The sequence below is a fragment of the Rothia nasisuis genome (genome assembly GCF_928381405.1).
Lineage (GTDB): Bacteria > Actinomycetota > Actinomycetes > Actinomycetales > Micrococcaceae > Rothia > Rothia nasisuis.
Map to the genome: position 1 here is coordinate 1 of NZ_CAKMSB010000020.1, position 23,149 is coordinate 23,149.

At 59.0% G+C, this 23,149-nt stretch carries 23 protein-coding genes and 1 tRNA gene; 14 read left to right on the plus strand and 10 right to left on the minus strand.

Annotated features, from left to right (window positions below; genetic code table 11):
• Window positions 1–202: 202 nt before the first annotated feature.
• Window positions 203–278, minus strand: a tRNA-Arg gene (locus L6966_RS11410).
• Window positions 279–723: 445 nt separating this feature from the next.
• On the opposite strand from L6966_RS11410, the gene L6966_RS11415 reads away from it, so the two are divergent.
• Together L6966_RS11415 and L6966_RS11420 are read left to right on the plus strand one after the other, a co-directional pair.
• A complete protein-coding gene (locus L6966_RS11415; RefSeq protein WP_083091459.1) occupies window positions 724–2,547 on the plus strand; it encodes a phosphoenolpyruvate carboxykinase (GTP) in 1,824 nt (607 codons plus the stop codon).
• Window positions 2,548–2,808: 261 nt separating this feature from the next.
• The gene (locus L6966_RS11420) at window positions 2,809–4,296 is read left to right on the plus strand and encodes a sugar ABC transporter ATP-binding protein (protein ID WP_237233425.1); all 1,488 of its coding nucleotides are present in this window, start codon (window positions 2,809–2,811) and stop codon (window positions 4,294–4,296) included.
• A 170-nt stretch (window positions 4,297–4,466) separates the two neighbouring features.
• Here L6966_RS11420 and L6966_RS11425 read toward each other — a convergent pair whose 3' ends face one another.
• A complete protein-coding gene (locus tag L6966_RS11425; RefSeq protein WP_083091455.1) occupies window positions 4,467–4,835 on the minus strand; it encodes a hypothetical protein in 369 nt (122 codons plus the stop codon).
• Window positions 4,836–5,196: 361 nt separating this feature from the next.
• Here L6966_RS11425 and L6966_RS11430 point away from each other — a divergent pair, with 361 nt between their 5' ends.
• From L6966_RS11430 to L6966_RS11440, 3 genes are all read left to right on the plus strand, one after another.
• Window positions 5,197–5,685, plus strand: a complete 489-nt coding sequence (locus tag L6966_RS11430; protein WP_237225069.1) for an RrF2 family transcriptional regulator — start codon at window positions 5,197–5,199, stop codon at window positions 5,683–5,685.
• A gap of 132 nt (window positions 5,686–5,817) precedes the next feature.
• Window positions 5,818–7,002: a globin domain-containing protein gene (locus tag L6966_RS11435; RefSeq protein ID WP_237225068.1), complete on the plus strand. Its 1,185-nt coding sequence runs from the start codon at window positions 5,818–5,820 to the stop codon at window positions 7,000–7,002.
• Between the two features lie 165 nt (window positions 7,003–7,167).
• A complete protein-coding gene (locus tag L6966_RS11440) occupies window positions 7,168–7,992 on the plus strand; it encodes an aldo/keto reductase (protein WP_237225067.1) in 825 nt (274 codons plus the stop codon).
• 76 nt (window positions 7,993–8,068) lie between these two features.
• On the opposite strand, the gene L6966_RS11445 is transcribed toward L6966_RS11440, so the two are convergent.
• From L6966_RS11445 to L6966_RS11455, 3 genes are all read right to left on the minus strand, one after another.
• On the minus strand, window positions 8,069–9,019 hold the full coding sequence (locus L6966_RS11445) for a quinone oxidoreductase family protein (protein ID WP_237225066.1): 951 nt from the start codon (window positions 9,017–9,019) through the stop codon (window positions 8,069–8,071).
• Window positions 9,020–9,244: 225 nt separating this feature from the next.
• Window positions 9,245–9,769: a MarR family winged helix-turn-helix transcriptional regulator gene (locus tag L6966_RS11450; RefSeq protein ID WP_237225065.1), complete on the minus strand. Its 525-nt coding sequence runs from the start codon at window positions 9,767–9,769 to the stop codon at window positions 9,245–9,247.
• A gap of 244 nt (window positions 9,770–10,013) precedes the next feature.
• The gene (locus L6966_RS11455; protein ID WP_237225064.1) at window positions 10,014–10,196 is read right to left on the minus strand and encodes a hypothetical protein; all 183 of its coding nucleotides are present in this window, start codon (window positions 10,194–10,196) and stop codon (window positions 10,014–10,016) included.
• Between the two features lie 13 nt (window positions 10,197–10,209).
• Here L6966_RS11455 and L6966_RS11460 point away from each other — a divergent pair, with 13 nt between their 5' ends.
• Window positions 10,210–10,521, plus strand: a complete 312-nt coding sequence (locus tag L6966_RS11460; protein WP_237225063.1) for a hypothetical protein — start codon at window positions 10,210–10,212, stop codon at window positions 10,519–10,521.
• 87 nt (window positions 10,522–10,608) lie between these two features.
• On the opposite strand, the gene L6966_RS11465 is transcribed toward L6966_RS11460, so the two are convergent.
• A complete protein-coding gene (locus L6966_RS11465; protein ID WP_237225062.1) occupies window positions 10,609–12,012 on the minus strand; it encodes a phosphomannomutase/phosphoglucomutase in 1,404 nt (467 codons plus the stop codon).
• 139 nt (window positions 12,013–12,151) lie between these two features.
• Here L6966_RS11465 and manA point away from each other — a divergent pair, with 139 nt between their 5' ends.
• The 3 genes from manA to L6966_RS11480 all read left to right on the plus strand — a co-directional run bounded on the left by manA (window position 12,152) and on the right by L6966_RS11480 (window position 15,124).
• The gene (manA, locus tag L6966_RS11470; RefSeq protein WP_237233426.1) at window positions 12,152–13,351 is read left to right on the plus strand and encodes a mannose-6-phosphate isomerase, class I; all 1,200 of its coding nucleotides are present in this window, start codon (window positions 12,152–12,154) and stop codon (window positions 13,349–13,351) included.
• A gap of 126 nt (window positions 13,352–13,477) precedes the next feature.
• On the plus strand, window positions 13,478–13,747 hold the full coding sequence (locus tag L6966_RS11475) for an ACT domain-containing protein (protein ID WP_237233427.1): 270 nt from the start codon (window positions 13,478–13,480) through the stop codon (window positions 13,745–13,747).
• A 12-nt stretch (window positions 13,748–13,759) separates the two neighbouring features.
• On the plus strand, window positions 13,760–15,124 hold the full coding sequence (locus tag L6966_RS11480) for a PFL family protein (protein WP_237233428.1): 1,365 nt from the start codon (window positions 13,760–13,762) through the stop codon (window positions 15,122–15,124).
• 48 nt (window positions 15,125–15,172) lie between these two features.
• Here L6966_RS11480 and yczE read toward each other — a convergent pair whose 3' ends face one another.
• From yczE to tmk, 3 genes are read right to left on the minus strand one after another with little or no spacing between them, the layout of a single operon-like run.
• Complete coding sequence (gene yczE, locus L6966_RS11485) at window positions 15,173–15,832, minus strand: membrane protein YczE (RefSeq protein ID WP_237225060.1); 660 nt, start codon at window positions 15,830–15,832, stop codon at window positions 15,173–15,175.
• A gap of 36 nt (window positions 15,833–15,868) precedes the next feature.
• Complete coding sequence (locus L6966_RS11490) at window positions 15,869–17,026, minus strand: DNA polymerase III subunit delta' (RefSeq protein WP_237233429.1); 1,158 nt, start codon at window positions 17,024–17,026, stop codon at window positions 15,869–15,871.
• Entirely contained in the window at window positions 17,023–17,706 is a 684-nt protein-coding gene (gene tmk / locus L6966_RS11495) for a dTMP kinase (protein WP_237233430.1), read from the minus strand. Before tmk ends, L6966_RS11490 begins: the two co-directional genes overlap by 4 nt.
• Before the next feature lie 155 nt (window positions 17,707–17,861).
• On the opposite strand from tmk, the gene L6966_RS11500 reads away from it, so the two are divergent.
• The 3 genes from L6966_RS11500 to L6966_RS11510 all read left to right on the plus strand — a co-directional run bounded on the left by L6966_RS11500 (window position 17,862) and on the right by L6966_RS11510 (window position 20,255).
• Window positions 17,862–19,043: a trans-sulfuration enzyme family protein gene (locus L6966_RS11500; RefSeq protein ID WP_237225058.1), complete on the plus strand. Its 1,182-nt coding sequence runs from the start codon at window positions 17,862–17,864 to the stop codon at window positions 19,041–19,043.
• A 21-nt stretch (window positions 19,044–19,064) separates the two neighbouring features.
• On the plus strand, window positions 19,065–19,385 hold the full coding sequence (locus tag L6966_RS11505; RefSeq protein WP_083091419.1) for a DUF2516 family protein: 321 nt from the start codon (window positions 19,065–19,067) through the stop codon (window positions 19,383–19,385).
• 129 nt (window positions 19,386–19,514) lie between these two features.
• Window positions 19,515–20,255 carry a phosphoglyceromutase gene (locus L6966_RS11510; protein WP_083091416.1) on the plus strand — a complete coding sequence of 247 codons (741 nt, stop codon included), beginning with the start codon at window positions 19,515–19,517 and terminating at the stop codon, window positions 20,253–20,255.
• A 121-nt stretch (window positions 20,256–20,376) separates the two neighbouring features.
• Here the strand turns inward: L6966_RS11510 and phoU are convergent, their stop codons facing one another.
• Entirely contained in the window at window positions 20,377–21,033 is a 657-nt protein-coding gene (gene phoU, locus L6966_RS11515; protein WP_083091414.1) for a phosphate signaling complex protein PhoU, read from the minus strand.
• A 185-nt stretch (window positions 21,034–21,218) separates the two neighbouring features.
• Here phoU and L6966_RS11520 point away from each other — a divergent pair, with 185 nt between their 5' ends.
• Both L6966_RS11520 and L6966_RS11525 read left to right on the plus strand, forming a co-directional pair.
• A complete protein-coding gene (locus L6966_RS11520; protein ID WP_083091464.1) occupies window positions 21,219–22,469 on the plus strand; it encodes a sensor histidine kinase in 1,251 nt (416 codons plus the stop codon).
• A complete protein-coding gene (locus tag L6966_RS11525; protein WP_083091412.1) occupies window positions 22,466–23,146 on the plus strand; it encodes a response regulator transcription factor in 681 nt (226 codons plus the stop codon). The genes L6966_RS11520 and L6966_RS11525 overlap by 4 nt, the downstream gene beginning before the upstream one ends.
• Window positions 23,147–23,149: the final 3 nt, after the last annotated feature.

The window sequence follows — 23,149 nt, forward strand, 5'->3', positions numbered from 1 at the left end:
AACAGGACGCCCAGCCCTCTACGACAACGCTATCGACACCGACTACACCCACTCAATCGGCATTCAAAAAGGCCAAATCTAACCCCCGCGACACGCCGAGCCAGACACACATTTTGACCCTTAACCCAACAATAAGCCTCCGTGTACCCGGGGTTAGGATGCTAACGAAAAACCGACCCTCCGAAGAAGGCCGGTCTTGCTCTGGTGCGCCCGAAGGGATTCGAACCCCCAACCTTCTGATCCGTAGTCAGATGCTCTATCCGTTGAGCTACAGGCGCATCACGCCCCGAGCAGACTATAACCAGCCCGCCGCGGCAACAGATAAAACTATACGCAGATTTTACGGGGCGCGCAAATTGGAGCAGGCGTGACCCTACTCTCATAGATGGCAGTGGCACCAAGGTGTGGTGGTTGGTAAGGGGGGGTGAAGGGTGGGTAAAGAGCGCACCAAAACCCTGATCTGACCGGGTTATAAGGTGGCGGTATTCACTCGGAGCCGGGCCTGTAACGAAATATTTACGTATCAATGCGGACAAACCGGCATAAGGTATGTAGTCTGGAAATTACACGATGAAGTGACAGTGCACCGCACAACGCGTTTATTCATTGACAATGGGTGGCGCGTTTTTCTGTTTCTACCCGCAGGTAGGCGCAGATGCGAGGCTCGTTCCTGCGGAACAGTGAAGTACCGTGGAAACCGAAATATATAAGGGGAAGCGTCAGATGACTGACATTTCAATTGACAACTTAACCGCTCAGGCACCCACCACTCACGCAGAACTGCTACGGTGGGTTGCAGACATTGCCCAGATGACCCAACCTAAAAACATCTACTGGGCCGATGGGTCGCAGGAGGAGTACGACCGCCTGGCCGCTGAGCTGGTTGAAGCCGGTACCTTCCGCAAGCTCAGCGACCACGAGTTCCCAAACTCTTACGTTGCTTTCTCTGACCCTGACGACGTAGCTCGTGTTGAAGAGCGCACCTTTATCTGCTCAGCAACCGAAGAGGGGGCAGGCCCCACGAACAACTGGCGTGACCCTGCCGAGATGAAAGAGACCCTGACCGCTCTGTTTACCGGCTCCATGCGTGGCCGTACCATGTATGTGATTCCTTTCGTGATGGGTTCGCTGGATGCTACCAACCCTAAATTTGGTGTTGAAATCACTGATTCTGCCTACGTTGTTGCCTCCATGCGCATCATGGCCACCATCGGGTCTGACGTGCTGAAAAAAATGACGGAAACCAACGCCTTCTTTGTGAAGGCCCTGCATTCAGTAGGCGCTCCCCTGGAGCCTGAGGCCCAGGACGTCCCCTGGCCCTGCAACCCCGAAAAGTACATTGTTCAGTTCCCCGAAGACCGCGAAATTTGGTCCTTCGGTTCTGGCTACGGAGGCAATGCTCTACTGGGAAAGAAGTGTTACGCCCTGCGTATTGCCTCAGCGATTGGCCATGATGAGGGCTGGATGGCCGAGCACATGCTGGTGCTCAAGATGACCAACCCTGAAGGCGAGAGCAAGTACATCTCAGCTGCCTTCCCCTCAGCCTGCGGCAAGACCAACTTTGCCATGATGGACCCCACCATTGACGGCTGGAAGGCTGAAATGGTGGGCGATGATATTGCCTGGATTGAGTTCCGTGACGGTAAGCCCTTCGTGGTCAACCCCGAGGCCGGTCTCTTTGGTGTAGCCCCCGGCACCGGCTGGTCCACCAACCCCAACGCTATGCGCGCAATCGCCAAGGGCAACACCATCTTCACCAACGTAGCGTTGACCGACGACAACTCTGTCTGGTGGGAGGGCAAGACCGACGAGGCACCTGAGCATCTCATTGACTGGCAGGGCAACGATTGGACGCCCGAATCTGGCCGTCCTGCTGCCCACCCCAACTCCCGTTTCTGCACCCCCATCTCCCAGGCAGACATGCTGGCCGAAGAGTACTACGCACCGGACGGTGTACCCCTCTCAGCCATCATCTTCGGCGGCCGCCGCAAGACCACCGTGCCCCTGGTGGCTGAGGCCTCCAGCTGGGAACAGGGCGTCTTCCGCGGTGTAACCCTCTCATCCGAGACCACCGCCGCAGCCAAGGGCGCCGTAGGTGTGGTGCGCCGCGACCCCATGGCCATGCTACCCTTCATTGGCTACAACGCCGGCGACTACATCCAGCACTGGATTGACCTGGGTAAGAAGCACGGTGAAGAGAACATGCCCAAGATTTACTACGTCAACTGGTTCCGCCGCACCCCAGACGGTGGCTTTGCCTGGCCCGGTTTCGGCGAGAATTCTCGCGTAGTCAAGTGGATTTTTGACCGCCTGGACGGCAAGGTGGGCGGCGAAGAGACCTTCTTAGGTGTTGTTCCTGGCAAGGGTGACCTTGACCTTACTGGTCTTGAGATTAGTGAGGAAGAACTGAGCGCAGCTCTGGCCGTGAATAAGGACGAGTGGGTAGAAGAACTGCCCGGCATTGACGAGTGGCTTGCTTTCTTGGGGCGTAAGGTTCCTGCCGAGGTGCACGCCCAGCGCGATGCTCTTGCAGCTCATCTGGCCTAAAACACAGGTCTTCTTTCAACCAATGGCTGGCTCACGCCACCCTGCCGCTAGGGCCGGGTGGTGGGGGTCAGCCTCCTTGTTCCCCTCGAGTCTTTCTAGCATGGGAGTGAAGTCACTCCAGGGATAGGTAGTATGCTTTAAGCTGGCTCAAATACTATGTAACCCTAGCGTGCTTTCCCCCGTAAAGCTTATCGGCCAGCCACCGAGCTTATCGCGCGAATAAAAGGGCTTGTCACTCGCATAATTGGAAGGAAATTAAGAGTGGGTAATTTGCTGAGTGTTAAAAAACTCACCAAGAATCACGATCATCTTCGTGCTCTCAAAGGCGTAAACCTAGATGTAGCTGCCGGTGAGATTGTGGGTCTTCTTGGCGAAAATGGTGCGGGTAAGTCAACTTTCCTGTCAATTTTGGGTGGCTGGGATCGCCCTGGCGGGGGAACCATTACCCTAGACGGTAAAAAGTACGCCCCCCATACCCCCGAAGAAGCTGTGCTTGCGGGCGTCGGTTCTATTCGTCAGAAGTTCAAGGTAGACCCCAAACTGACCGTTGCCCAGGCAATTTTCCGCTCCACCGAACACGCCGATGAGAGCGAGGATGCCCTGGTGGAGCGAGCCCAGGAGCTGCTTTCTGAAATCGGCCTTGAGGTTGACCCCCGCACTGAGATGGGCAAGCTGGTGCGCGCTGAGCAGGCTTTGGTTGAGGTTGTGCGCATGCAGGCCGAAAATACTCGTCTGGTACTCATGGATGAAGTCGCCGCGACTTTCAATGATTATGAGATTTATCAGCTGCACGAGGTGACCCGTAAGCTGGCAGCTGAAGGCCGTGCTGTTATTTACATCACCCACCGTATTGATGAGATTCGCTCTTTAGCTGATCGCGCGGTCATTCTTTCTGAGGGTGCCATTAATACTGAAATTAATCCCGGCACTATGACCGCCGAGGATATCGCCTTCAAAATGTTCAACCGCAAAATTGAAATGGGTGGCCGCCCGGGCGAAGTTGCAGTTAAGGACGCCAAGCTGGTCGTTGAAAACCTGACCAGCGCTCAGGGCTCCCTCAACAATGTGACGTTCTCTGTTGGCCGCGGTGAGATTTTTGGGCTGACGGGTCTGCGCCGCTCCGGTATTAACGAGGTCGCCTCCGCCCTGATAGGTATCGATGAGACGGCTAAGTTCGGTACCCTTAAGATTGATGGTAAGGACGTTACGATTAGCTCCCCGGCGGAGTCAGTGGCTCACGGGATCGGCTATCTTTCTGATGATGACGATGAGCTAGGTTTGGCTAATGAGCGCTCCATCGCTAAGACTCTCATGGAGAACGCGGGCCTGAAGCAGCAGCCCGAGGGGTTCCTCCACGAGGTTTCTGCCCTGCGTGAGGTAGCTGAACAGATTCAGAAGCTGCGCATTAAGACCACAAATATTCAGGGTGAGGTGGGCAAGCTCTCTGGTGGTGACCAGCAGAAGGTTGCTCTAGCCCGCTGGATTACTACTGACTGCGAGATTCTGATTCTCAACCACCCCACCCGCGGTATTGACGTGAGCGCCAAGAGCGAGATTTACAAGATGCTGGTGGAGTTAACTGAGAAGGGGACTTCAATCATTCTGATTGGCTCTGACATGTCTGAACTCATTGGCCTGTGTAATCGTATCGCCGTGATGCGTTCCGGTGAACTGGTTTCTGTTCAGCAGAACAAGTCTGCCACCGAAGATACCCTGATGGGTGAAGCGCTGGGCGACGACGTGGCCTAGCTCTGGGTAGCGGCGTGAGAAGCCCGCAGGCAGGGCGCTTCTGCTCTACGAGCTTATCTCCCCGTCTTGCACTCACGAACCCTTTAAGTGTGAAGGAGGGCCCCGGCATCACTGCCGGGGCCCTCCTTGTAAATGCGAACTCACTCAGTTGAGCCCGAACGCGCCTGCCCTTAGAGGGAGATGCGAGCAGAGACGGAGTTCAACTTGTGGCGAGCCAGCGCCAGGTTGGCGGTATTGCGATCCAGAACCAGGTAGACGAACAGGCCTGAGGTTTCAGAGGCATTCAGTACGTTAATCAGGTGGTACTGAGAAGACAGGGTAATCATGATGTCTTCGATGTTGCCGTTCAGACCCAGATCGTTCATGGTCTTGAGCTTGGCACGCACTACGTTGGAGTTGCCAGCTGCTGCGACGGTCAGGTCGAAACCGGGTGAGCCTCCGGAGGCCAGGGCCATACCAGAGGAGATGTCGACGAGAGCGGCACCGGTCGCGCCTTCGATGGAGAGGAGCTCCTGGATGGAGGTATCAAGCTGTGACAAGATAGTTCCTTTATACGTTGAGTTCTTACCCAGTACGCTACGGGGGAGTGTTGTAGGTAAGAGACAGGTTGGGTGCGGTCTGCGTGACCCGTAGTCATAGCTTGAGTGCGAAGACCCCAGGTGTGCGCCCGCGAGTGTTTACAGAATAATGATACTCCGCTCACGGCGTCAACTGCTACAAGGTGGCGTATAGGGCACCGTGTGAGCCTGCAATCACTTCTTTTACCCCTTGTGTTAAGGGTAATGAGTTGGCACAATTAAGGCTTTGATTTATGGGGCTTGGCAGGCGTATTCGGTGAGTTCAAGCTTTTATGATAAGTCTCAACAGATGGGGCTGCCGTCCTAAGGAGCTGAATTACACGTGCGTCTTACTGCGTTCTCTGACGTATCCCTGCGCGTTTTGATGCTACTGGCTGGTCTTGATGGCCAGCAGATATCAACTCAAAAAATAGCTGAAGGGGTGGGCACCCCCTATAACCACGTGGCTAAATCTGTAGCTTTTCTGGCGGGGAGAGGGCTGGTTGAGTCTAGCCGAGGCCGATCCGGGGGCGTGCGTCTTTCTGAGGCCGGAACCCGTGCCACAGTGGGGCAGGTGCTCAGGATTACCGAAGGTGATATTCCTATGGTGGAGTGTGAGGGGAGCGGTAGTGATTGCCCCCTGCGGCATGCCTGCACGCTCAAAAAGATTCTTGCTAGTGCTCGCGAAGAGTTCTTTAAGGTGCTGGACCCGGTGGTTATCTCCGAGCTGCCCAGTCAGGAGCAGATGGGCCCCGTCTTTGTGGAGCTGGGGCTGGGGCCGTTGGGTCAGGCAGAGAAGCTGCCGCAGGAGCACCCTGACGGTAGCGGGTAAAGCACACCGCATTCACCCTATCGGGTGGGTGCGGTTTCTTTTGAAACAAAATTGGTATTTTGTATGCTAAATTGAGGGTGGTTGAGAAAACAACCTGTCACTAAAACAGGTTATGTAGCAAGGAGTAAAGAAGTGCTTTCTGAAAAGTCCCGCCCCGTCATCGAGGCAACCCTGCCGGTGATCGCCGAGCGTATCAATGACATCACCCCCGATTTCTACCAGCGCATGTTCGCAGCCCGCCCCGACCTGCTTGATGGTATGTTCTCCCGCTCCTCCCAGCTGGAGGGTACCCAGCCCAAGGCCCTGGCCGGATCCATTGCAGTTTTTGCCTCCTACATCCTGGCCAACCCCGATAAGTACCCCGACGAGGTGCTCTCCCGCGTCGCCCATAAGCACGCCTCCCTGGGCCTGCGCGAAGAAGAATATCCCACCGTCTACAAGTACCTCTTCGAGGCCATAGCCGCTAACCTGGGCGAGATTCTCACCCCTGAAATCGCCGAAGCCTGGGCAGAGGTCTACTGGCTCATGGCCGATGCCCTCATCAAGCTCGAAAAGGGCCTCTACGCCTCCCAGGCCAACGACGTCATGTTCGCCCCCTTCCGCCTGGTAGAGCGCAAGGAAACCGGCGAGAACGTCATCGACCTGATCTTCGAGCCCGCCAATGCCGTAGTCATGACCGACGCCATTGCCGGCCAGTACGTCTCCATCGTGACCAAGGCCAAGGACGGCCTACGCCAGGCCCGCCAGTTCACCCTGCTGCCTGCCGAGAAGAACCAGCGCCGCGTAGCTATCAAGCTCGATACCGCCGGTGAAATGACCCCCATTCTGCATGAGCTGCAGGTCGGCGCTATCGTCGAGATCTCTAACCCCTACGGCGACGTCACCCTGGGCGGCTTTGGTGACGATGCGGCCCAGCCCCTCTACCTCTTCTCGGCCGGTATTGGCGTCACCCCCATGATCGCCTTCCTTTCGGAGCTGGCCGCAACCGGCTCCAAGCGTGAGGTCGTTGTTGTACACGCCGACCGCTCCTTCACCACCTGGCCCCTGCGGGATGAAATGACCGCCTACGTTGAGATGCTTGAGAACGGCCGTCTGGTCAGCTTCATTGAAGCGGACGGCGAGGGCGACTTTGAGGGCAGGGTTGACGTTTCTCAGCTGAACGTTCCTGCTAGTGCTTCTGCCTACTTGTGCGGCCCCCTGGGCTTCATGCAGGACGTCCGCTCCCAGCTGGTTGAGGCTGGTGTGCCCGGCACTCAGATTCAGTACGAGATCTTTGGCCCCGACCAGTGGATGCTACACGACCAGGCCCGCGCCTAGAGCCGGATTCTAGAAAAATAAGGACGCCGCCCCTAACTCCCAGCCGCAGGGCAGGGGAGTGAGGGGCGGCGTCCTCGTATCTGTGGGATACCTAACAAAAGTTTGACCGGGAGTAGCTCCCGGGGCTTAGAGTGAGACTGGTTCTACTACAGAAAAGAGACAATCATGGTTACTGCACCCGGTTTTGGCGTCTTCCAGATTCCCGCTGAAGAAACCGCTCAGGTTGTAGCGGATGCTATCGAAGCAGGCTACCGCCATATTGACACCGCCCAGTCCTACGCCAACGAAGAGGCCGTGGGCGAAGGCATCCGCCGCTCAGGTCTAGACCGCTCAGAACTCTTCGTCACCACCAAGGTGTGGCTAGATAACTACGGCCGGGGTACTACCTTCGCCAGTGTAGAGGCCTCGCTGGAGCGGCTGGGGCTGGACTATGTTGACGAGTTCCTGCTCCACCAGCCCTTCTCTGACGTATTCGGAGCCTGGCATGATCTCGAAGAAGCCCACCGGCAGGGGCTGGCCCGCCGCATCGGTGTCTCAAACTTCACTCCGGCCCGCGTCCACGACCTGGGGAGCTTCAGCGATATCTACCCCATGGTCAACCAGATTGAGATTAACCCCTTCCATCAGCGAACCGCTGACGTTGTGGAATTGCAAGAAAAAGGTGTTGCCGTTGAAGCCTGGGCGCCCTTTGCCGAGGGCAAATCAGGCCTTTTCACTAACCCGGTGCTCACCGAAATCGGTGAAGCCTACGGGAAATCTCCGGCCCAGGTGACCCTCCGCTGGCTTTTGCAGCGAGGTATTACCCCGCTGGCTAAGAGCGTACGCCCCGAGCGCATGAGCCAGAATCTCGACGTGCAAGACTTTGAACTCACCGCTCAAGACATGGAGGCCATCTCTACCCTTGAGAGCGGTAACAGCCTCTTCTTCGATCACCAGTCGCTGGCAGCTATTGATTTGATGGTGAGCCTGGTTAAGCAGCGCCGCCAGTAGAGTAATCAGGTAGTTTTTATGCCTGTTTACACCATGAAAACCGCTGCCCAGGCAGAGGGTAGCCGCTACCGATGCTTTAGGCTCGCATACGAACGGCCAGTTTGCCGGTGGTGCGGCCCTGTTCAAGATCGGTGAGAAGCTCGCGGAGCCGGCCGTGCCCCTCAATGCGCGTGAGGTCCACACGGACGTCGCCGCGCGCGCTCGCTTCGAGGGCCCACCGTAGGGAGGCTGCGCCGTCCTTGGGGTGAGCTGCTAGCCACCCGCCCACGTTGAAGCCCACCGTGCTCTTATTTTCGAGCCAGTGCGCAATAGAGCTTAGTGGTACATCGCCCTCTTGGGAGGCGTTGCCCACGCGGATGAGTCGGCCACCGGCTCGCAGGGCACGAAACGCGGTTGTGGTAGCTTCGCCACCGACTGGGTCAACGACGATGTCGTAGGCATTTGTGGGTACCGTTGCGAGGTCGCTACGCAGGTATACGCTACTGTAGCCAAAGTCGTGTGCACGCTCTGCCTTTTCTGATGAGCCGACCACTGCATCAAGGCGGCCCGCACCGAGCGTGTGAGCGACCTGTGCAAACTGTGAGCCGAGGCCGCCGACCCCGGCATGTACCAGCAGGTTCTCGCCGGAAGTAAAGCGTGCAACCGTGGTTAGGGCCAGGTGGGCGGTGACGGTGTTGATGGGGACGACCGCTGCCAGCTCCCTGCTAAGACTTGGGGGAAGAGGGGCAACGAGTTGGGCAGAGGCGCAGGCAATTTCTGCAAAGCCGCCGGCGCCGGGTAGTGCTGCTGCCACGACGTCACCGATGCTCAGGCCGGTTACTCCTTCTCCGAGAGCGCGGACGGTGCCAGACACCTCTAGGCCCGGGACGAAGCCAGGGGTGGAGGGCATGGCCCCGCTTGTCCAGAGTGCATCGATGAGGCCGAGGCCAGCCACATCTACATCGATGGTTACTTGGCCTGGGCCCGGTAACGGGTCTGGTAGTTGGGTGGGGACGAGGGTGTTGTTGGCGACGGTGTAAGCGAGCATGGCACCTTCCCTATGAATAGAAGCTTTCTGATTTATATAATATATCTTATATCAAATGAGCTATCCTTGACAGGGGTGCTGTACCCACGCATAAAAGCCAGGCAGGCAGACGGCATAGACGGCTGGCAAGCCCACCTTCCCAAGAACTATACGCCGCGACCTCTCAACCGAGTGATGATGAGAGGGCCACCTTCTGGGCCCTCTGCCAGCGGCTTTCGCCGTCCACTACTCACTCTCGTGTAGCGCTTGGTCTTGAGGAGCCCCGTCATGCAGGGTAGATATCGCACGGTGTAACAGCTCTTGTAGCGTCGCGCGCTCCCTGCTAGTAAAGGCCTGGCCGAGGCGTTCCTCGATGCTCCGGGCTACCTCGTCAGCACGTAGCACCAGAGCTTCTCCATCTTCGGTGAGAGAAGTCTCGAGCACACGGCGGTGAACCTTTGACGGTTGACGTTCGATGAGACCCCGGCTCGCAAGCTTGTCGAGCATCGTGCCCATTGTCTGCGGGGTTACGGCTATGGTGCGCGCTAGCTGTGCCGACGACTGACCAGGGACGTAGTGCAGGGCCATGAGAACCGCGTACTGTGCCACCGTTAGACCGAGAGGGCGTAGACCGTCAGCCTTCGCCGACATCATGGCCTGCTCCGCAAGCTTGAGGTGAAACCCCAGCCGCAACCCCATGTCTTCTTCGAACTCAGACTCGCCTTGCCGGGGCTGGGGTAGGCAGAAGACGCCCTGCGATGTATCAGTCATCTCCTCAGAATAACTGCACCGATGGTAGCGGTAAAAGTAGCGACACCCAGCGTGCCTCTGCTAGGTGCCGGGCCTGAGCCTGCCCCTAGAGCGCTCTCATGCCCTTGCCTAAAACAAACCTTGCTCTCAGCGGCACCGCAAAGACACAACAAAATCACTCCAAACCGGTTAAGGTAAGAGAGGCCCAGCAGAGTGCTAAATTAGCTAGTGAACGCACCTGTGTTCTATCTGCACATACAACCTCTTAGGAAACCATGAAGAAAACTTTTCTGGCCTTGGCCTCTCTCTTCTTGCTTGCGTTGACTGCTTGTGGAGGCTCTTCTGAATCTTCTGCCCCAGCTTCTTCGAGCTCAGAAGCAACGTCAGCTACAACTAGCGCTACCACCGAAGCTTCTCCTTCTGCATCTCCCACGTCTAGTGCAAACACGGCTAGCAATATTGTGGCTTTGCCTGAGGGCACAGAATTCACTTTTCGTATTACAGCAAATGGTGCCTACCGCGTGGTCTACGACGGTGCAGATGACAGCACAGTCTCTGAAAAAATTGAGGATGGTGCACCTCTTGAGGTAACCATCCCAGGATCATCCACGCTGTGGAGTGTTCAAGCCGATAACCCTGCAACAGAAGGCGCAACCGAAATACGTTGCGAAATCCTTGTTGACGGTGAAGTTGTAGCCTGGCAGACCCAGGCCGAGAATGAAAACCAAAACTACCCCACGACCTACTGCGCAGTAAGCACCAAGGCAGGCTGATACGCGCCGCCACCAGGTGATTAAATAGCCGACCGCCCCACGTCCCACCGCTTGAGCGGCTGGGAGTGGGGCGGTCGTTCTCGGTGCTTAGCCCTGGCGCACAATCTCCAGAATCGAATCGCGCACGCGCTCCATGGTGGCCTGATCGGGGGCCTCAAGGTTCAGGCGCAGGAAGGGCTCGGTGTTGGAGGGGCGCAGGTTGGCCCACCAGCCTTCTTCGGTGTGGGTGAAGGTGGTGCCGTCCATGGTGTTAATTTCTACGGTGTCGCCGTAGTAGTCGGCAACGCGGGCAATAGCGCCTGCCTTATCTTCAATCTCTGAGTTAATCTCACCGGAGGCGACGTAGGGGGAGTACTCCGCGCCGATCTCTGACAGTACCTTTTCGGAGGTGCCCAGTGCAGCTAGTACGTGCATGGCCGCTAGCATGCCGGTGTCAGCGTTGAAGAAGTCCTTGAAGTAGTAGTGAGCTGAGTGCTCGCCACCGAAGACGCCGTTTTCTTTAGCCATGACAGCCTTGATGAAGGAGTGGCCCACGCGGGTCTTGATGGCGCGGCCGCCCAGCTTCTCAACCAGCTCAGGTACAGCTTTTGAGGTGATCAGGTTGTAGATAATGACCGGCTCAGCGTTGCCTTCGGCCTTGGCGCGCGCGATCTCGCGCTCTGCAACTAGTGCGGTAATGGCTGAGGGAGTGACCGGCTCGCCCTTCTCGTCAATCACGAAGCAGCGGTCGGCATCCCCGTCAAAAGCCAGGCCGATATCTGCACCGTGCTCTACCACAGCTTTTTGCAGGTCAACCAGGTTGGCAGGCTCCAGGGGGTTAGCGGGGTGGTTGGGGAAGGAACCGTCCAGCTCGAAATAGAGGGGAACAATCTCCAGGGGCAGGCCGGGCAGAAGGGAATCGCCCAGAACTGCGGGGGTGGTCATGCCGCCCATACCGTTGCCGGCATCCACCACAACTTTGAGGGGGCGAATACCCGAGAGATCCACTAGCTTGCGCAGGTACTCGGCGTAGGCCTTGAGCACGTCCTTCTCAGAAACAGAACCGGGGGTTTCAACGGAGGGAATCTCGCCCTCGTCCAGGTACTTCTGCGCCAGGTCGCGAATGTCAAAGAGGCCGGACTCTGATGACAGGGGAACAGCGCCAGCCTTAGACATCTTCATGCCGTTGTACTCGGCAGGGTTGTGAGAGGCGGTGAAGGTAACACCGGCAGCGTTCTCAACGCCGCAGGCGAAGTACAGCTCATCGGTAGAAATCAGACCGATGTTGATGACGTTAGCGCCGCGGGCGGTTGCGCCCTCGGCAAAGGCCGCCATGAACTCTGGGCCCGAGGGGCGCATGTCAGCGCCAACCAGAACGTCCTGGCCTGCAAGACCAAGAACGTCAACAAAAGCAGCGGCGGTCACGCGAACGGTCTCAGCAGTAATGGTTTCGCCCACGATACCGCGAACATCGTAAGCCTTAAAAGATGCGGTCAAATCAATGGTATTCACAGTTACTCAGTCTACTGGGCCACTAGCGGTTCAGACAGAGCCACAAGGAGTTTTTCTCAGGATTTTATGGCGATAAACACGGGCTGAACTCGGTGACCTCAGCCGGCATGCACCGAAGGTTCGTGTTTTCATAGTGATTATGGGTGAACTTTTTTCGTTGGATAATCCGATTCAGAACTACGCCTGGGGCTCGCATACAACACTCGCTGCCATGCGTGGTGCCCAGGTGCCCACCGAGCAGCCGGAGGCTGAGCTCTGGGTGGGGGCGCACCCGTCCGCACCGTCCATAGCTCACGTGGACGGCGGGGCCTTCCCGCTCGATGTTCTGGTGGGTGATCAGCCCGCTCGCTTCCTCAACCCTAAACGCACCAGCGATACCTTCCCCTTTCTGTTCAAAGTACTCGCCATCGAATCTCCCCTGTCCATTCAAGTTCACCCCACCGCCGAGCAGGCCCAGGCCGGCTTCGACGACGAGAACGCCCGCGGTATTGCCCTCGATGACCCGGCCCGTAACTACAAGGATTGGTTCTCCAAGCCCGAAACCGTCATCGCCCTCTCAGAGATGCGAATCCTCACCGGTGTGCGCGAGTTTTCAGAGCTGCGCGCTATCGCCGAGCACTTCTCTCTGCCCTGGCTGACCGGTGCCCTGGGGGCGGCCAAGACCGCCAAGGAGCTTTTAACTGTCATTATCCGCATGCCGCAGGAGGCCGCGGCGGCGGCTGTAGAGCAGACCGTTGCGTCCGCGCGTGCCTGGACCGCCAAGAACGGCGAAGTGCCCGGTTCCGAGTCAACTGCAGCCGGTGTTGCAGAGCTGATCACCCTGATCGACAGCAAGTACCCCGGTGACCGCGGCCTGCTGGTAGCCCTAGCCATGAACCTGGTCTACCTGGCTCCCGGCGACTCCGTCTATACCCCCGACGGCCAGGTGCACGCCTACATTTCGGGCACCGCCATTGAGCTGATGAACCCCTCAGACAACGTCATGCGCGCCGGACTGACCCCTAAGCACATCGACCAAGAAGAACTTATCAAGATTCTGGGGGAGGGCCAGAGCGCCCCCACCATTCAGCGCTCTACGCCCACCGGCGATAAGGTTGCCGAGTACTCCATGTGGGATGAGCGCCTGTCGGTGACTCACCTGACTGTGGCCGGGGGTGAGAAAGTCACCCTGCCCCTGGCCGGTGTAGCTACCGCCCTGTGCACCGGTGGCACCGTGGTGGTCAGCGACGAGGTTAAGACCTTTACCCTGACCGGCACCCAGTCGGTCATGTACGCGGGCGACCCCACCGAGGTGATCGTCACCGGCGCCGGTGAGCTCTTTATTGCTGCCCAGCGCTAGGGAGCATTTGGCGAGCCACACTGTTCATGGCATGCTCACCCAGGCGCTGGTGGGTAAGCCGGTAGAGTTAAGGCGGGGCGCCGGCCGAGCATGCCCCGCATCTGCTGCTATGAACTGAGAGAGATTATGAAAATTATTCTGACCGTCACCGGCCTTGACCACGAGGGAATTATTGCGGGTGTCACCGCTAAGCTAGCCGAGCGCAAGGTTAATATTGAAAACCTCTCGCAGACCCTCATGCAGGGCTACTTCACCATGATTTTGCAGGGCAGTTTTGATGACTCGACCCAGTCCATCACCGAGCTACAAGAAGCCATGAAACCGGTAGAAGAGGAGCAACGCGTGCAGATCCGTATTCAGTCTGACGCTATCTTCCAGGCCATGCACACCCTCTAGGAGTACCCGACTATGTTTAGCGATCGCTCCACGAATATCCTCGAGACCCTGCAGATGATTGAGGAAGATAAGCTCGATATCCGCACGGTCACCATGGGTATCTCCCTGCTCGACTGCGCCGATTCTGACGGTGCGGTAGCCCGCCAGAAAATCTATGACAAAATTACCTCCCGCGCTGCCCGCCTGGTTGAGGTGGCTGAGGGTATCGAGGCTGAGCTGGGTATCCCCATTATTAACAAGCGTATTTCGGTGACTCCGATTGCCCTGGTGGCGGGTGCCTCTGCCGATGAAGATTACGTAGAGTTCGCCAAGACCCTGGACGCCGCAGCTAAGGCTGTGGGGGTTAATTTTATCGGTGGTTTTACCGCCCTGGTCGATAAGGGTGCTACCCCGGCTGACGAGAAGCTCATGCGCTCGATTCCGCGTGCCCTCAACGAGACTGACGTGGTCTGCGCTTCGGTGAACATCGGCTCGTCCCGTGCCGGTATTAACATGACCGCTGTGCGCACCATGGGCGAGGTGATCCGCGAAACCGCTGAGGGGTCTGCTGAGGCTCACGGTTTTGGCTGCTCCAAGCTGGTGGTTTTTGCCAATGCCGTCTCTGATAACCCGTTTATGGCCGGTGCCTTCCATGGGGTGCAGGAGGCCGACACCGTTATCTCGGTGGGCGTCTCTGGCCCCGGCGTGGTCAAGCGGGCCCTCGAGAAGGTGCGCGGGGCGTCCTTCGACGACTGTGCCGAAGCCATTAAGAAGGCGGCCTTCAAGATTACCCGCATGGGTCAGCTGGTGGGCACCCTGGCCGCTGAGCGCCTGGGCGTGGAGTTCGGCATCGTTGACCTCTCCCTGGCCCCCACCGCCGAGGTGGGCGACTCGGTCGCCCACGTGCTTGAAGAGATGGGCCTGGAGTCGGTGGGTACCCACGGCACTGTGGCTGCCCTGGCCTTGCTCAATGACGCAGTCAAGAAGGGTGGGCTCATGGCCTGCTCGCACGTGGGTGGCCTCTCGGGATCCTTCATTCCGATTTCTGAGGATATCGGCATGATTGAGGCCGCTGCCGCCGGCAAGATTACCCTGGATAAGCTCGAAGCCATGACCGCAATCTGCTCTGTGGGCCTGGACATGGTGGCTGTTCCCGGTGATACCTCTGCCGCGACCATTTCAGCCATGATTGCCGATGAGGCCGCGATTGGCGTCATGAACCACAAGACCACCGCGGTGCGCGTCATTCCGGCGATCGGCCTGGAGGTTGGTCAGATGGTGGAGTTCGGCGGCCTGCTAGGGCGCGCCCCTGTCATGCCTGCCCACCCCGAGTCGGCTGAGGTCTTTGTGGCCCGTGGCGGGCGCATCCCCTCCCCGGTGCACGGCTTCCGCAACTAGGGGCCTGACCTGCGGCCGTCCGCCCCGCTAGTAGGTACCTTTTCGGCTTTAAGGGCGGGGACGCGGAGTGAGTGCCACTGTGACGTGCGGCAGGAACCAGCCGATGAGCGGCCCCACAGAAAAAGCGATGAGCAGGGTGCCGATGCCGAAGTGGCCACCCAGGGCGATGCCCGCTGCCACCACGGTCACCTCAAGCACGGTGCGTACTAGCCAGACGGGCCGCCCGGTAACCCTCACCAGCCCGGTCATCAGCCCATCGCGCGGGCCGGAGCCAAACTGGGCCCCCAGGTAGAGGGCATCAAAAAAGGAAAAGACCAAAATACCCACAGCCAGATAGACCCACTGAGCAAGAACCCCGGTGGGATTGGGAATCAGATCCATAGCTATATCAGCTGAGAGCCCCACCAATACAGCGTTAGCCAGGGTGCCGAGGCCCGGCATTTCCTTAAGGGGCAGCCAGAGGAGCAGCACCACAAAGGAAGTAATAATGGTGAGCACCCCGTAGCTGAGCCCGGTGAGCTCCATCAGGCCCAGGGTGAGCACGTCCCAGCCCAGAGCGCCCAGCCCCGCCTTAATGAGCAGGGCGCAGGAGGCCCCGAACCCCACCAGCCCAATCATCAACAGTGGCAGGCGCAGGACGAGCTTGCCTGCGCGTAGCTGCTGTAGGGGCCCTAGGTGGGCTAGCGGGCGGGGAGCGGACTGGGCCATGGGGGTACCTTCTGGCAGTAATTCTCAGGGGAGAGGCTAAGCGATAAAGCTGGTCATCATGGCCTCGAAGGCCAACCGGGCACCGGCGTTGGTGCGGATGCGGCGGCGGGTGGTAGCAACCGTGTCGAGGTGGGCTAGGGTACGCTCTGGGGCGGTGCGTTCGGCGTATGCGTAGATATCGTCTGCCAGGTGGGCATTGATAATCTCTACCCCGGTTGAGAGCTGCACAGTGAGCACATCGCGAAAGACAGTCTGAATATCGGCCAGGAACCGGTCGAGCGTATCGGTCTGAATCCGCTTGGCGCGGCGCTTTTGATCTTCTTCGAGCTGGCGTACCTGGGCCCGGTGGGTGGGGGAGAGCTTCTCGCCGTTCTCATAGCCCAGGGCTGTGAGCAGGGCAGCTCTCTCGGCCTCGTTGCGGGCTTCGGCATCGGCCTGGGCCTCTGCCTCGGCGATAGTGATCAGGTCGTCGGCGGCTTCCATAGCGGCTGCGATGGAGCGCAGGGTGATAGGCATCTGCACCACTGTACTGCGGCGTTTACGGGCTTGGGCGTCGGTGGCTAGCCTGTGGGCTACTTCCAGGTTGCCCTGGGCCAGGCGGGCCACGAACTGGGCCTGCTGAGGTTCTAGGTTCTCCCCGCGCGTCTGGGCGTCGGCAAGCAGGCGGGCGGCGACGTCCCCCACTGCCGGGGTGCGTAGCTGCACGGGGCGGCAACGGGAGCGAATGGTCACCAGGACGTCTGCGGGCGAGGGGGCGGCCAGTAGCCAGATGGTGTGGGGCGGCGGCTCCTCGATAGCCTTGAGGAGCACATTGGAGGTGCGTTCGGGCATGCGGTCGGCGTCCTCAATCAGCATGACACGCCAGCGGCCCACCGCCGGGCGGTCCTGGGCTTTGACCACAAAGTCGCGGGCTTCTTCGATAGTGATGGTGGTTTTTTCGGTAGTGAAGTGCAGAAAGTCTGCGTGTGAGCCGCTGAGCACCGTGGTGCAGGATCGGCAGTGCCCGCAACCGCGAGCGGCTGGGTCGGTTTGATCGCAGAGCAGGGCGGCGGCAAAGGCCAGGGCTGCGGTGGCGTTACCTGCCCCGGGCGGGCCGGTGAAGAGCCAGGCGTGAGTGGGCTTCTCTTCTGCCGCTGCCTGAGCCAGTTGAACACGTACAGCCTGCTGGCCGGTGAGGGTATCGAAGACGCTCACGCAATCACCGCTTTCGCTACTGCGAGCACATCCCTGTGCACGGCTTCGATGGGGCGAGCCCCATCAATCACCGAGTAACGGGCGGGCGTGGCCTCGGCCAGCGCCCGGAAGGTGCCATGAAGGGCCCGGTAGAAGGCGTCATCCCCCGATTCCATGCGGTCGGTAGCCCCGCGCGAACCTGTGCGGGCGCGTCCTTCTGCCAGGGGCACATCGAGCAGAATGGTGGTGTCGGGCAGCAGGTTGGAGGTGGCCCAGCGGCTCAAATTGATGACGGTCTCAAGGCCTAAGCCGCGCCCAGCCCCCTGGTAGGCAGCGGATGAGTCGATGTAGCGGTCGCAGAGTACCACCTGCCCTGCTTCGAGGGCGGGCCGAATTTTCTGGTGGACGTGGGCCGCCCGGGAGGCCGCAAAAATCAGGGCCTCGGTGTGGGGGTCAATCTCCCCGTTGCCGTGTTCCAGCACCAGGGTGCGGAGCTTCTCACCGACAGCGGTGCCGCCGGGCTCACGGGTAAACAGTACAGAATGCCCGGCCTCGGTCAGGGCCTCGGCTAGGAGCTTAATCTGGGTGGTCTTGCCGGAACCGTCGCCACCCTCAAACACGATGAAGGTGCCCGGGTAGGTGCGCGCCGGTACAGGGACGTTCGGGTCAGCTTCTGGGGAATAAGAAAGTGCGTGGGTCACGGCTTCTAGCCTACCAAGCCGGGCGGGTGGTTGGTGCCTGCCTGCCTGCCTCGTCGGGGAGCCGGGCCCTGGCGTCCTCGCCCGCCCAACTCTCCAAGCCTGCCCCGCCCTCCTGCCGCTAGCCCCACCCCGCACAGGCGCGTATGGTTAGAAGCATGACTGAACAGAACCTTGCCCCTGAAACCCGTCTGGTTGCCGGCGGCCGCCCCGCCCACGAAGATCTGGCCCCCGTCAACCCGCCCATTGCCATGTCGTCGACCTTCCGACAGATGGGCCCCTCAGACACCAACACCTACGCGCGCTTCTCTAACCAATCCTGGGACGGTATTGAGCAGGTCGTTGCTGACCTCGAAGGAGCGGAGCTGCCCGGCCTGGTCTTTGCCTCCGGTATGGCGGCGGTAGCAGCTGTGCAAGATTTGGTGCCTGTTGGCTCCATCATTCTGCTGCCCGAACACACCTACATGGCCTCGGTTTCTATGGCTAAACGCCTTGAAGCTCGCGGTATCACTACCGTGGTGCGCCTCGATATTGAGAACACCGAGTCCGTCATTGCCGAACTTGAAGAGGCAGCTGCCACCGCCGGTACCACCCCCGAGACCATCGACTACGCCGCCCCCAAGGTATTGCTATGGATGGAGTCCCCCACCAATCCCATGATGGAGGTCGCCGACCTGCCCGCTATCCTCGCTGCGGCCAAACGGCTGGGCATTGTGTCAGCGGTCGATAACACGTTCGCCACCCCGCTGGGTCAGAACCCCCTAGAATTTGGCGCTGACATAGTCGTTCACTCCGCTACCAAGGCTATCGCCGGCCACTCCGATGTGTTGCTGGGCCTAGCCGTTACCTCTAACCCCGTCTTGCGCGATGCCATGAACGCCCACCGCACCACCAACGGTGCTATCGCTGGACCCTTCGAAGCCTGGCTGGGCCTACGGGGCATACGTACCCTGGGCGTCCGTATGGAACGAGCCGCAGCTAACGCCCTTGAATTGGCCCGGCGCCTTGAAGCACACCCGGCGGTGAGGGCTGTGCGCTACCCCGGGCTGCCCACCGACCCCGGCCACGAACGTGCCGCAGCTCAGATGAAGACCTACGGAACCATTCTCTCCGTCACCCTCGACGCCACCGCTGAGCAGACCGACCGGGTGGTCGGTGCCCTGGATATCTGGACTCCCGCTACCAGCCTCGGTGGCGTAGAATCTTTGATTGAGCGCCGCCGCCGCCACGGCTCCGAGCCGCATTCGATTCCCGACTCGCTGTTGCGACTGTCTGTTGGTATCGAGGACGTCGAGGATCTCTATGCCGATATGGCTACTGCACTCGAGCTGCTCCAGTAAGAACCTAAAGGAACTGCCGCTATGACTCTGACCCCCTATTACCTGCTCCTCGTGGTGACCCACTACACTAACCTGGCTCTGGCTGTGGCTGTTGCGGCGCTTTCGGTGTACGCCCTCATTGAGGCTGCGCGGGCCTCCAGCTACGCCTACCAGAGCGCCTTCAAGCGCACCAAGGGATTCTGGGTGGGGGTGACCGGTGCCTGTACTTTCTTCTCGGTGCTGACCGCCTGGATGACCTGGGTTGGGGGAGCGAACTCCGTGATTTTGCAGCTGGTTGCTGCAACGGCTGTGGGCGTGTTTCTTGCGGACGTACGCCCGGCAGTGGCGGTTCGCCGCCGCTAGCTTTAGCTTGCGTTAAGGTCTGCAAAACCCACACATATTCACGCCAGCTGCCTGGAAATGGCTGGTTTTTGCGTGAAGATGTGTGGGTTCATCTTTTGTTTCGAGGGGTGCAGTGGGATAATGGGAGGCATGACTTATAAATTGGTACTGCTCCGTCACGGGCAATCAGAATGGAACGAAAAGAACCTCTTCACCGGCTGGGTTGACGTCGCCCTCACCGAGAAGGGTCGCGCCGAGGCTACCCGCGGCGGCGAGCTCCTGAAGGAGCGCGGCATCCTTCCCGATGTCGTCCACACCTCCTTGCAGCGTCGCGCTATTAACACCGCCAACCTGGCTCTTGATGCGGCTGACCGCCACTGGATCCCCGTCAAGCGCGACTGGCGCCTGAACGAGCGTCACTACGGCGCGCTCCAGGGTAAGGATAAGACTCAGACCCTGGAAACCTATGGCGAAGAGCAGTTCATGACCTGGCGCCGCTCCTACGATGTTCCGCCGCCGCCGCTTGACGATAACGACGAGTTCTCGCAGGCCCATGACCCCCGTTACGCGGACGTTGAGAACGCTCCTCGCACCGAGTGCCTGAAGGATGTCCTTGAGCGCATGTTGCCCTACTGGGAGTCAGAGATTAAGGAAGATCTGAAGGCAGGCAAGACCGTTCTGGTTGCCGCCCACGGTAACTCTCTGCGTGCCCTGGTCAAGAACCTTGAGGGTATTTCAGATGAGGATATCGCCGGCCTGAATATCCCCACCGGTATTCCGCTCTACTACGAGCTGGACGAGAACTTCAAGCCCGTCGGTCCCGGCGAGTACCTCGACCCCGAGGCCGCTAAGGACGCCATCAAGGCTGTAGCTAACCAGGGTAAGAAGTAAGTTCTAGCCTCAAGGCCCTCCCTCCCCGGGTAGGTACCATCTAAATCAGAAAAACCCACCAACTAGGTGGGTTTTTCTGATTTAGATGGTACCTTTTGAGTGAGGTGGTACCTTGCATCCTTTAGATGCTGGGGACGGCGTTCCAGTCGCCGGTAACCAGGTAGGTGACCTTGCGGGCTACGGAAACACCGTGGTCGCCGAAACGCTCCAGGTAGCGGGAGGCCAGGGTAACGTCAACGGTGACCTGCGCGTTCTGGCCCCAGTCGGGGGCCGCCATGCGGTTGAAGACCTCAACGTGCAACTCGTTAATGCGCATCTTGGACTTAATGATGTCTTGGGTGTGGGAGAGCTCGCGGGTCTCAAGCAGATTGATGACGCTGGCGATAATTTTCTGGTCTAGCTCAATGATTTCGTTAAAGACCGGCACAATGGATTCGGGCAGGACGGTCTCGGGGTAGCGCATGCGGGCTATCTGGGCAACGTGACGGGCCAGGTCGCCCATGCGCTCAAGGGAGGAGCTCATGCGTAGCGCGCCCACAATCATGCGCAGGTCAGAGGCAACGGGACCCTGCAAGGCCAGGATGTCGATGGCTCGCTCATCGAGTTCATTCTGCATGAAGTCGATGCGGGCATCGTTGGTAATGACCTCTTCAGCTTCTTGAATGTCAGCCTTCAAGAAGGCATCTGAGGCCCGGTTCAGAGCTTCTTGAACCAGAGTTGCGATGTGAATGAGTTCTTCGCCGACGTGCTGTAGTTCGGCTTGGAAGACTTTGCGCACGTGCGCGTCCTTTCCCTAGGGGAGTGTGGGGGTAGCGGGCAGACTTCTGCCTTTTATGTTTACCGCTCTAGATTGCCAAGGTCATATGAACATAAGCATATGCTTGGGTAAACGTTAGTTGAACCAAGCGGCGGCGTGTGTCTTGAGGGGTGCTCGACGGGCTGCCAGGCCCTAAGCTGGTAGGTGTGAACCTTACTGTGATTGCTCTGCTAGCTGCCGTGCTGGGCCTTGCCCTGGGCGTGGTCAGCATGCTGGCTGTGCAACGAAGCGAGAGGCAGCGTGCCCGCTGGGCGGATGTTGAGGAGCCCACTCTCAGCGACGGTGCAGCCGATGTTCTGGCTGTGATTGGCCGGGCCTATGTGGTTGTTGACGCTGTTGACGGGGTGGTTCAGGCCTCCCCCGGTGCCTATGCCCTGGGGTTGGTTCGCGGTCATACCGTGGTGTCTGATGAGATGCTCGATATGATCGACCAGGTGCGCTCCAAGGGTGTGATTGCCGAGAAAGAAATTATTCTGACCCGAGGGTTTTACGATCAGAATCGACTTGTGATTGATGTGCGCGTGGCCCCTGTGGGTGACGAGTATATTTTGGTGCTGGCCGATGACCGCACTGAAATTGCCCGCGCACAGACCGTCCGCACCGATTTTGTGGCTAACGTGTCACACGAGCTGAAGACTCCGGTGGGTGCGGTGGGGCTCATGGCGGAGGCGATAGAGACTTCTGCTGATGACCCGGAGTCGGTGCGCTACTTTACAAGCAAGCTGAAAAGAGAGTCCCAGCGCCTAGCTGCTCTGGTACAGGACGTCATTGAGCTCTCCCGGTTGCAGTCAGCTGACATGGTGGTGAGTTCTACCCTGGTCGATGTGCCCCACCTGGTCGCAGATGCCGTTGACCGCAACCGTCTTACAGCCGAAGGCAAGAGCATCGACCTTTTGGTGGGTGGGGTGGCAGATCGGCCTGTGCACGGTGACCCCGAACTGCTGGGCACTGCCTTGCGGAACCTCATTGAGAACGCGGTGCGGTATTCACCAGAGAACACTAAGGTCGGTATAGGCATGGCTGTGAAGGGCGACACTGTTAGAATTTCAGTGAAAGATCAGGGCCCGGGCATTCCCGAGGACGAACAGGATCGCATTTTTGAGCGTTTCTACCGTGTAGACCCGGCCCGCTCCCGTCAAACGGGCGGTACTGGCCTTGGGCTTAGCATCGTGAAGCACATTGTGGGCCAGCACGGTGGAGAGGTCACGCTCTGGTCGCAGCCCGGTGCCGGGTCAACTTTCACGATTGTTCTGCCCGTGGTTGACGAGGAAACCGAACAAGATTTGCTGGGGGAGTTGCCCGCTGGGGGCTCTCAACTCCAGTTGTTAGATAGTACAACCTATGATGCGCCGCAGCCTACCGGTTCGGCTCTACCTGCAAAGGATGCACGTAAGTGACCCGTATTTTAGTGGTTGAAGACGAAGAATCGTTGAGTGAGCCGTTGGCTTTCCTGTTGGGCCGTGAAGGCTTTGAGGTGCAGGTGGTTGATAATGGCGTGGACGCCGTGGTGGAGTTTGATCGTAACGGCGCTGACCTGGTGCTCCTCGATATTATGCTACCTGGCCAGTCAGGCACCGAGGTCTGCAAGCAGATTCGCTCAACCAGCGCGGTGCCGATTATCATGCTGACGGCCAAGGATTCGGAAATTGATAAGGTGCTGGGGCTGGAACTCGGTGCGGACGACTACGTGACCAAGCCTTACTCCTCCCGCGAGCTGATTGCCCGCATCCGCGCCGTCCTGCGCCGCCAGGGTGAGACTGAGGAACATGACGCTGGCACAATCGAGGGTGGGCCTGTTCGTATGGACGTTGAACGCCATGTGGTGACCGTGGGGGGAGAAAGCATTGCCATGCCCCTTAAGGAGTTTGAGCTTCTCGAGATGCTCCTGCGTAATGCCGGGCGCGTTATGACCCGCTCTCAGCTAATCGATAGGGTCTGGGGTGCCGACTACGTGGGTGACACCAAAACCTTGGACGTGCACATCAAGCGTCTGCGGTCTAAGGTTGAGCCCGATCCGTCCTCCCCGCGCTATGTGGTGACCGTGCGCGGCCTTGGCTACAAGTTCGAGCCCTAAGCG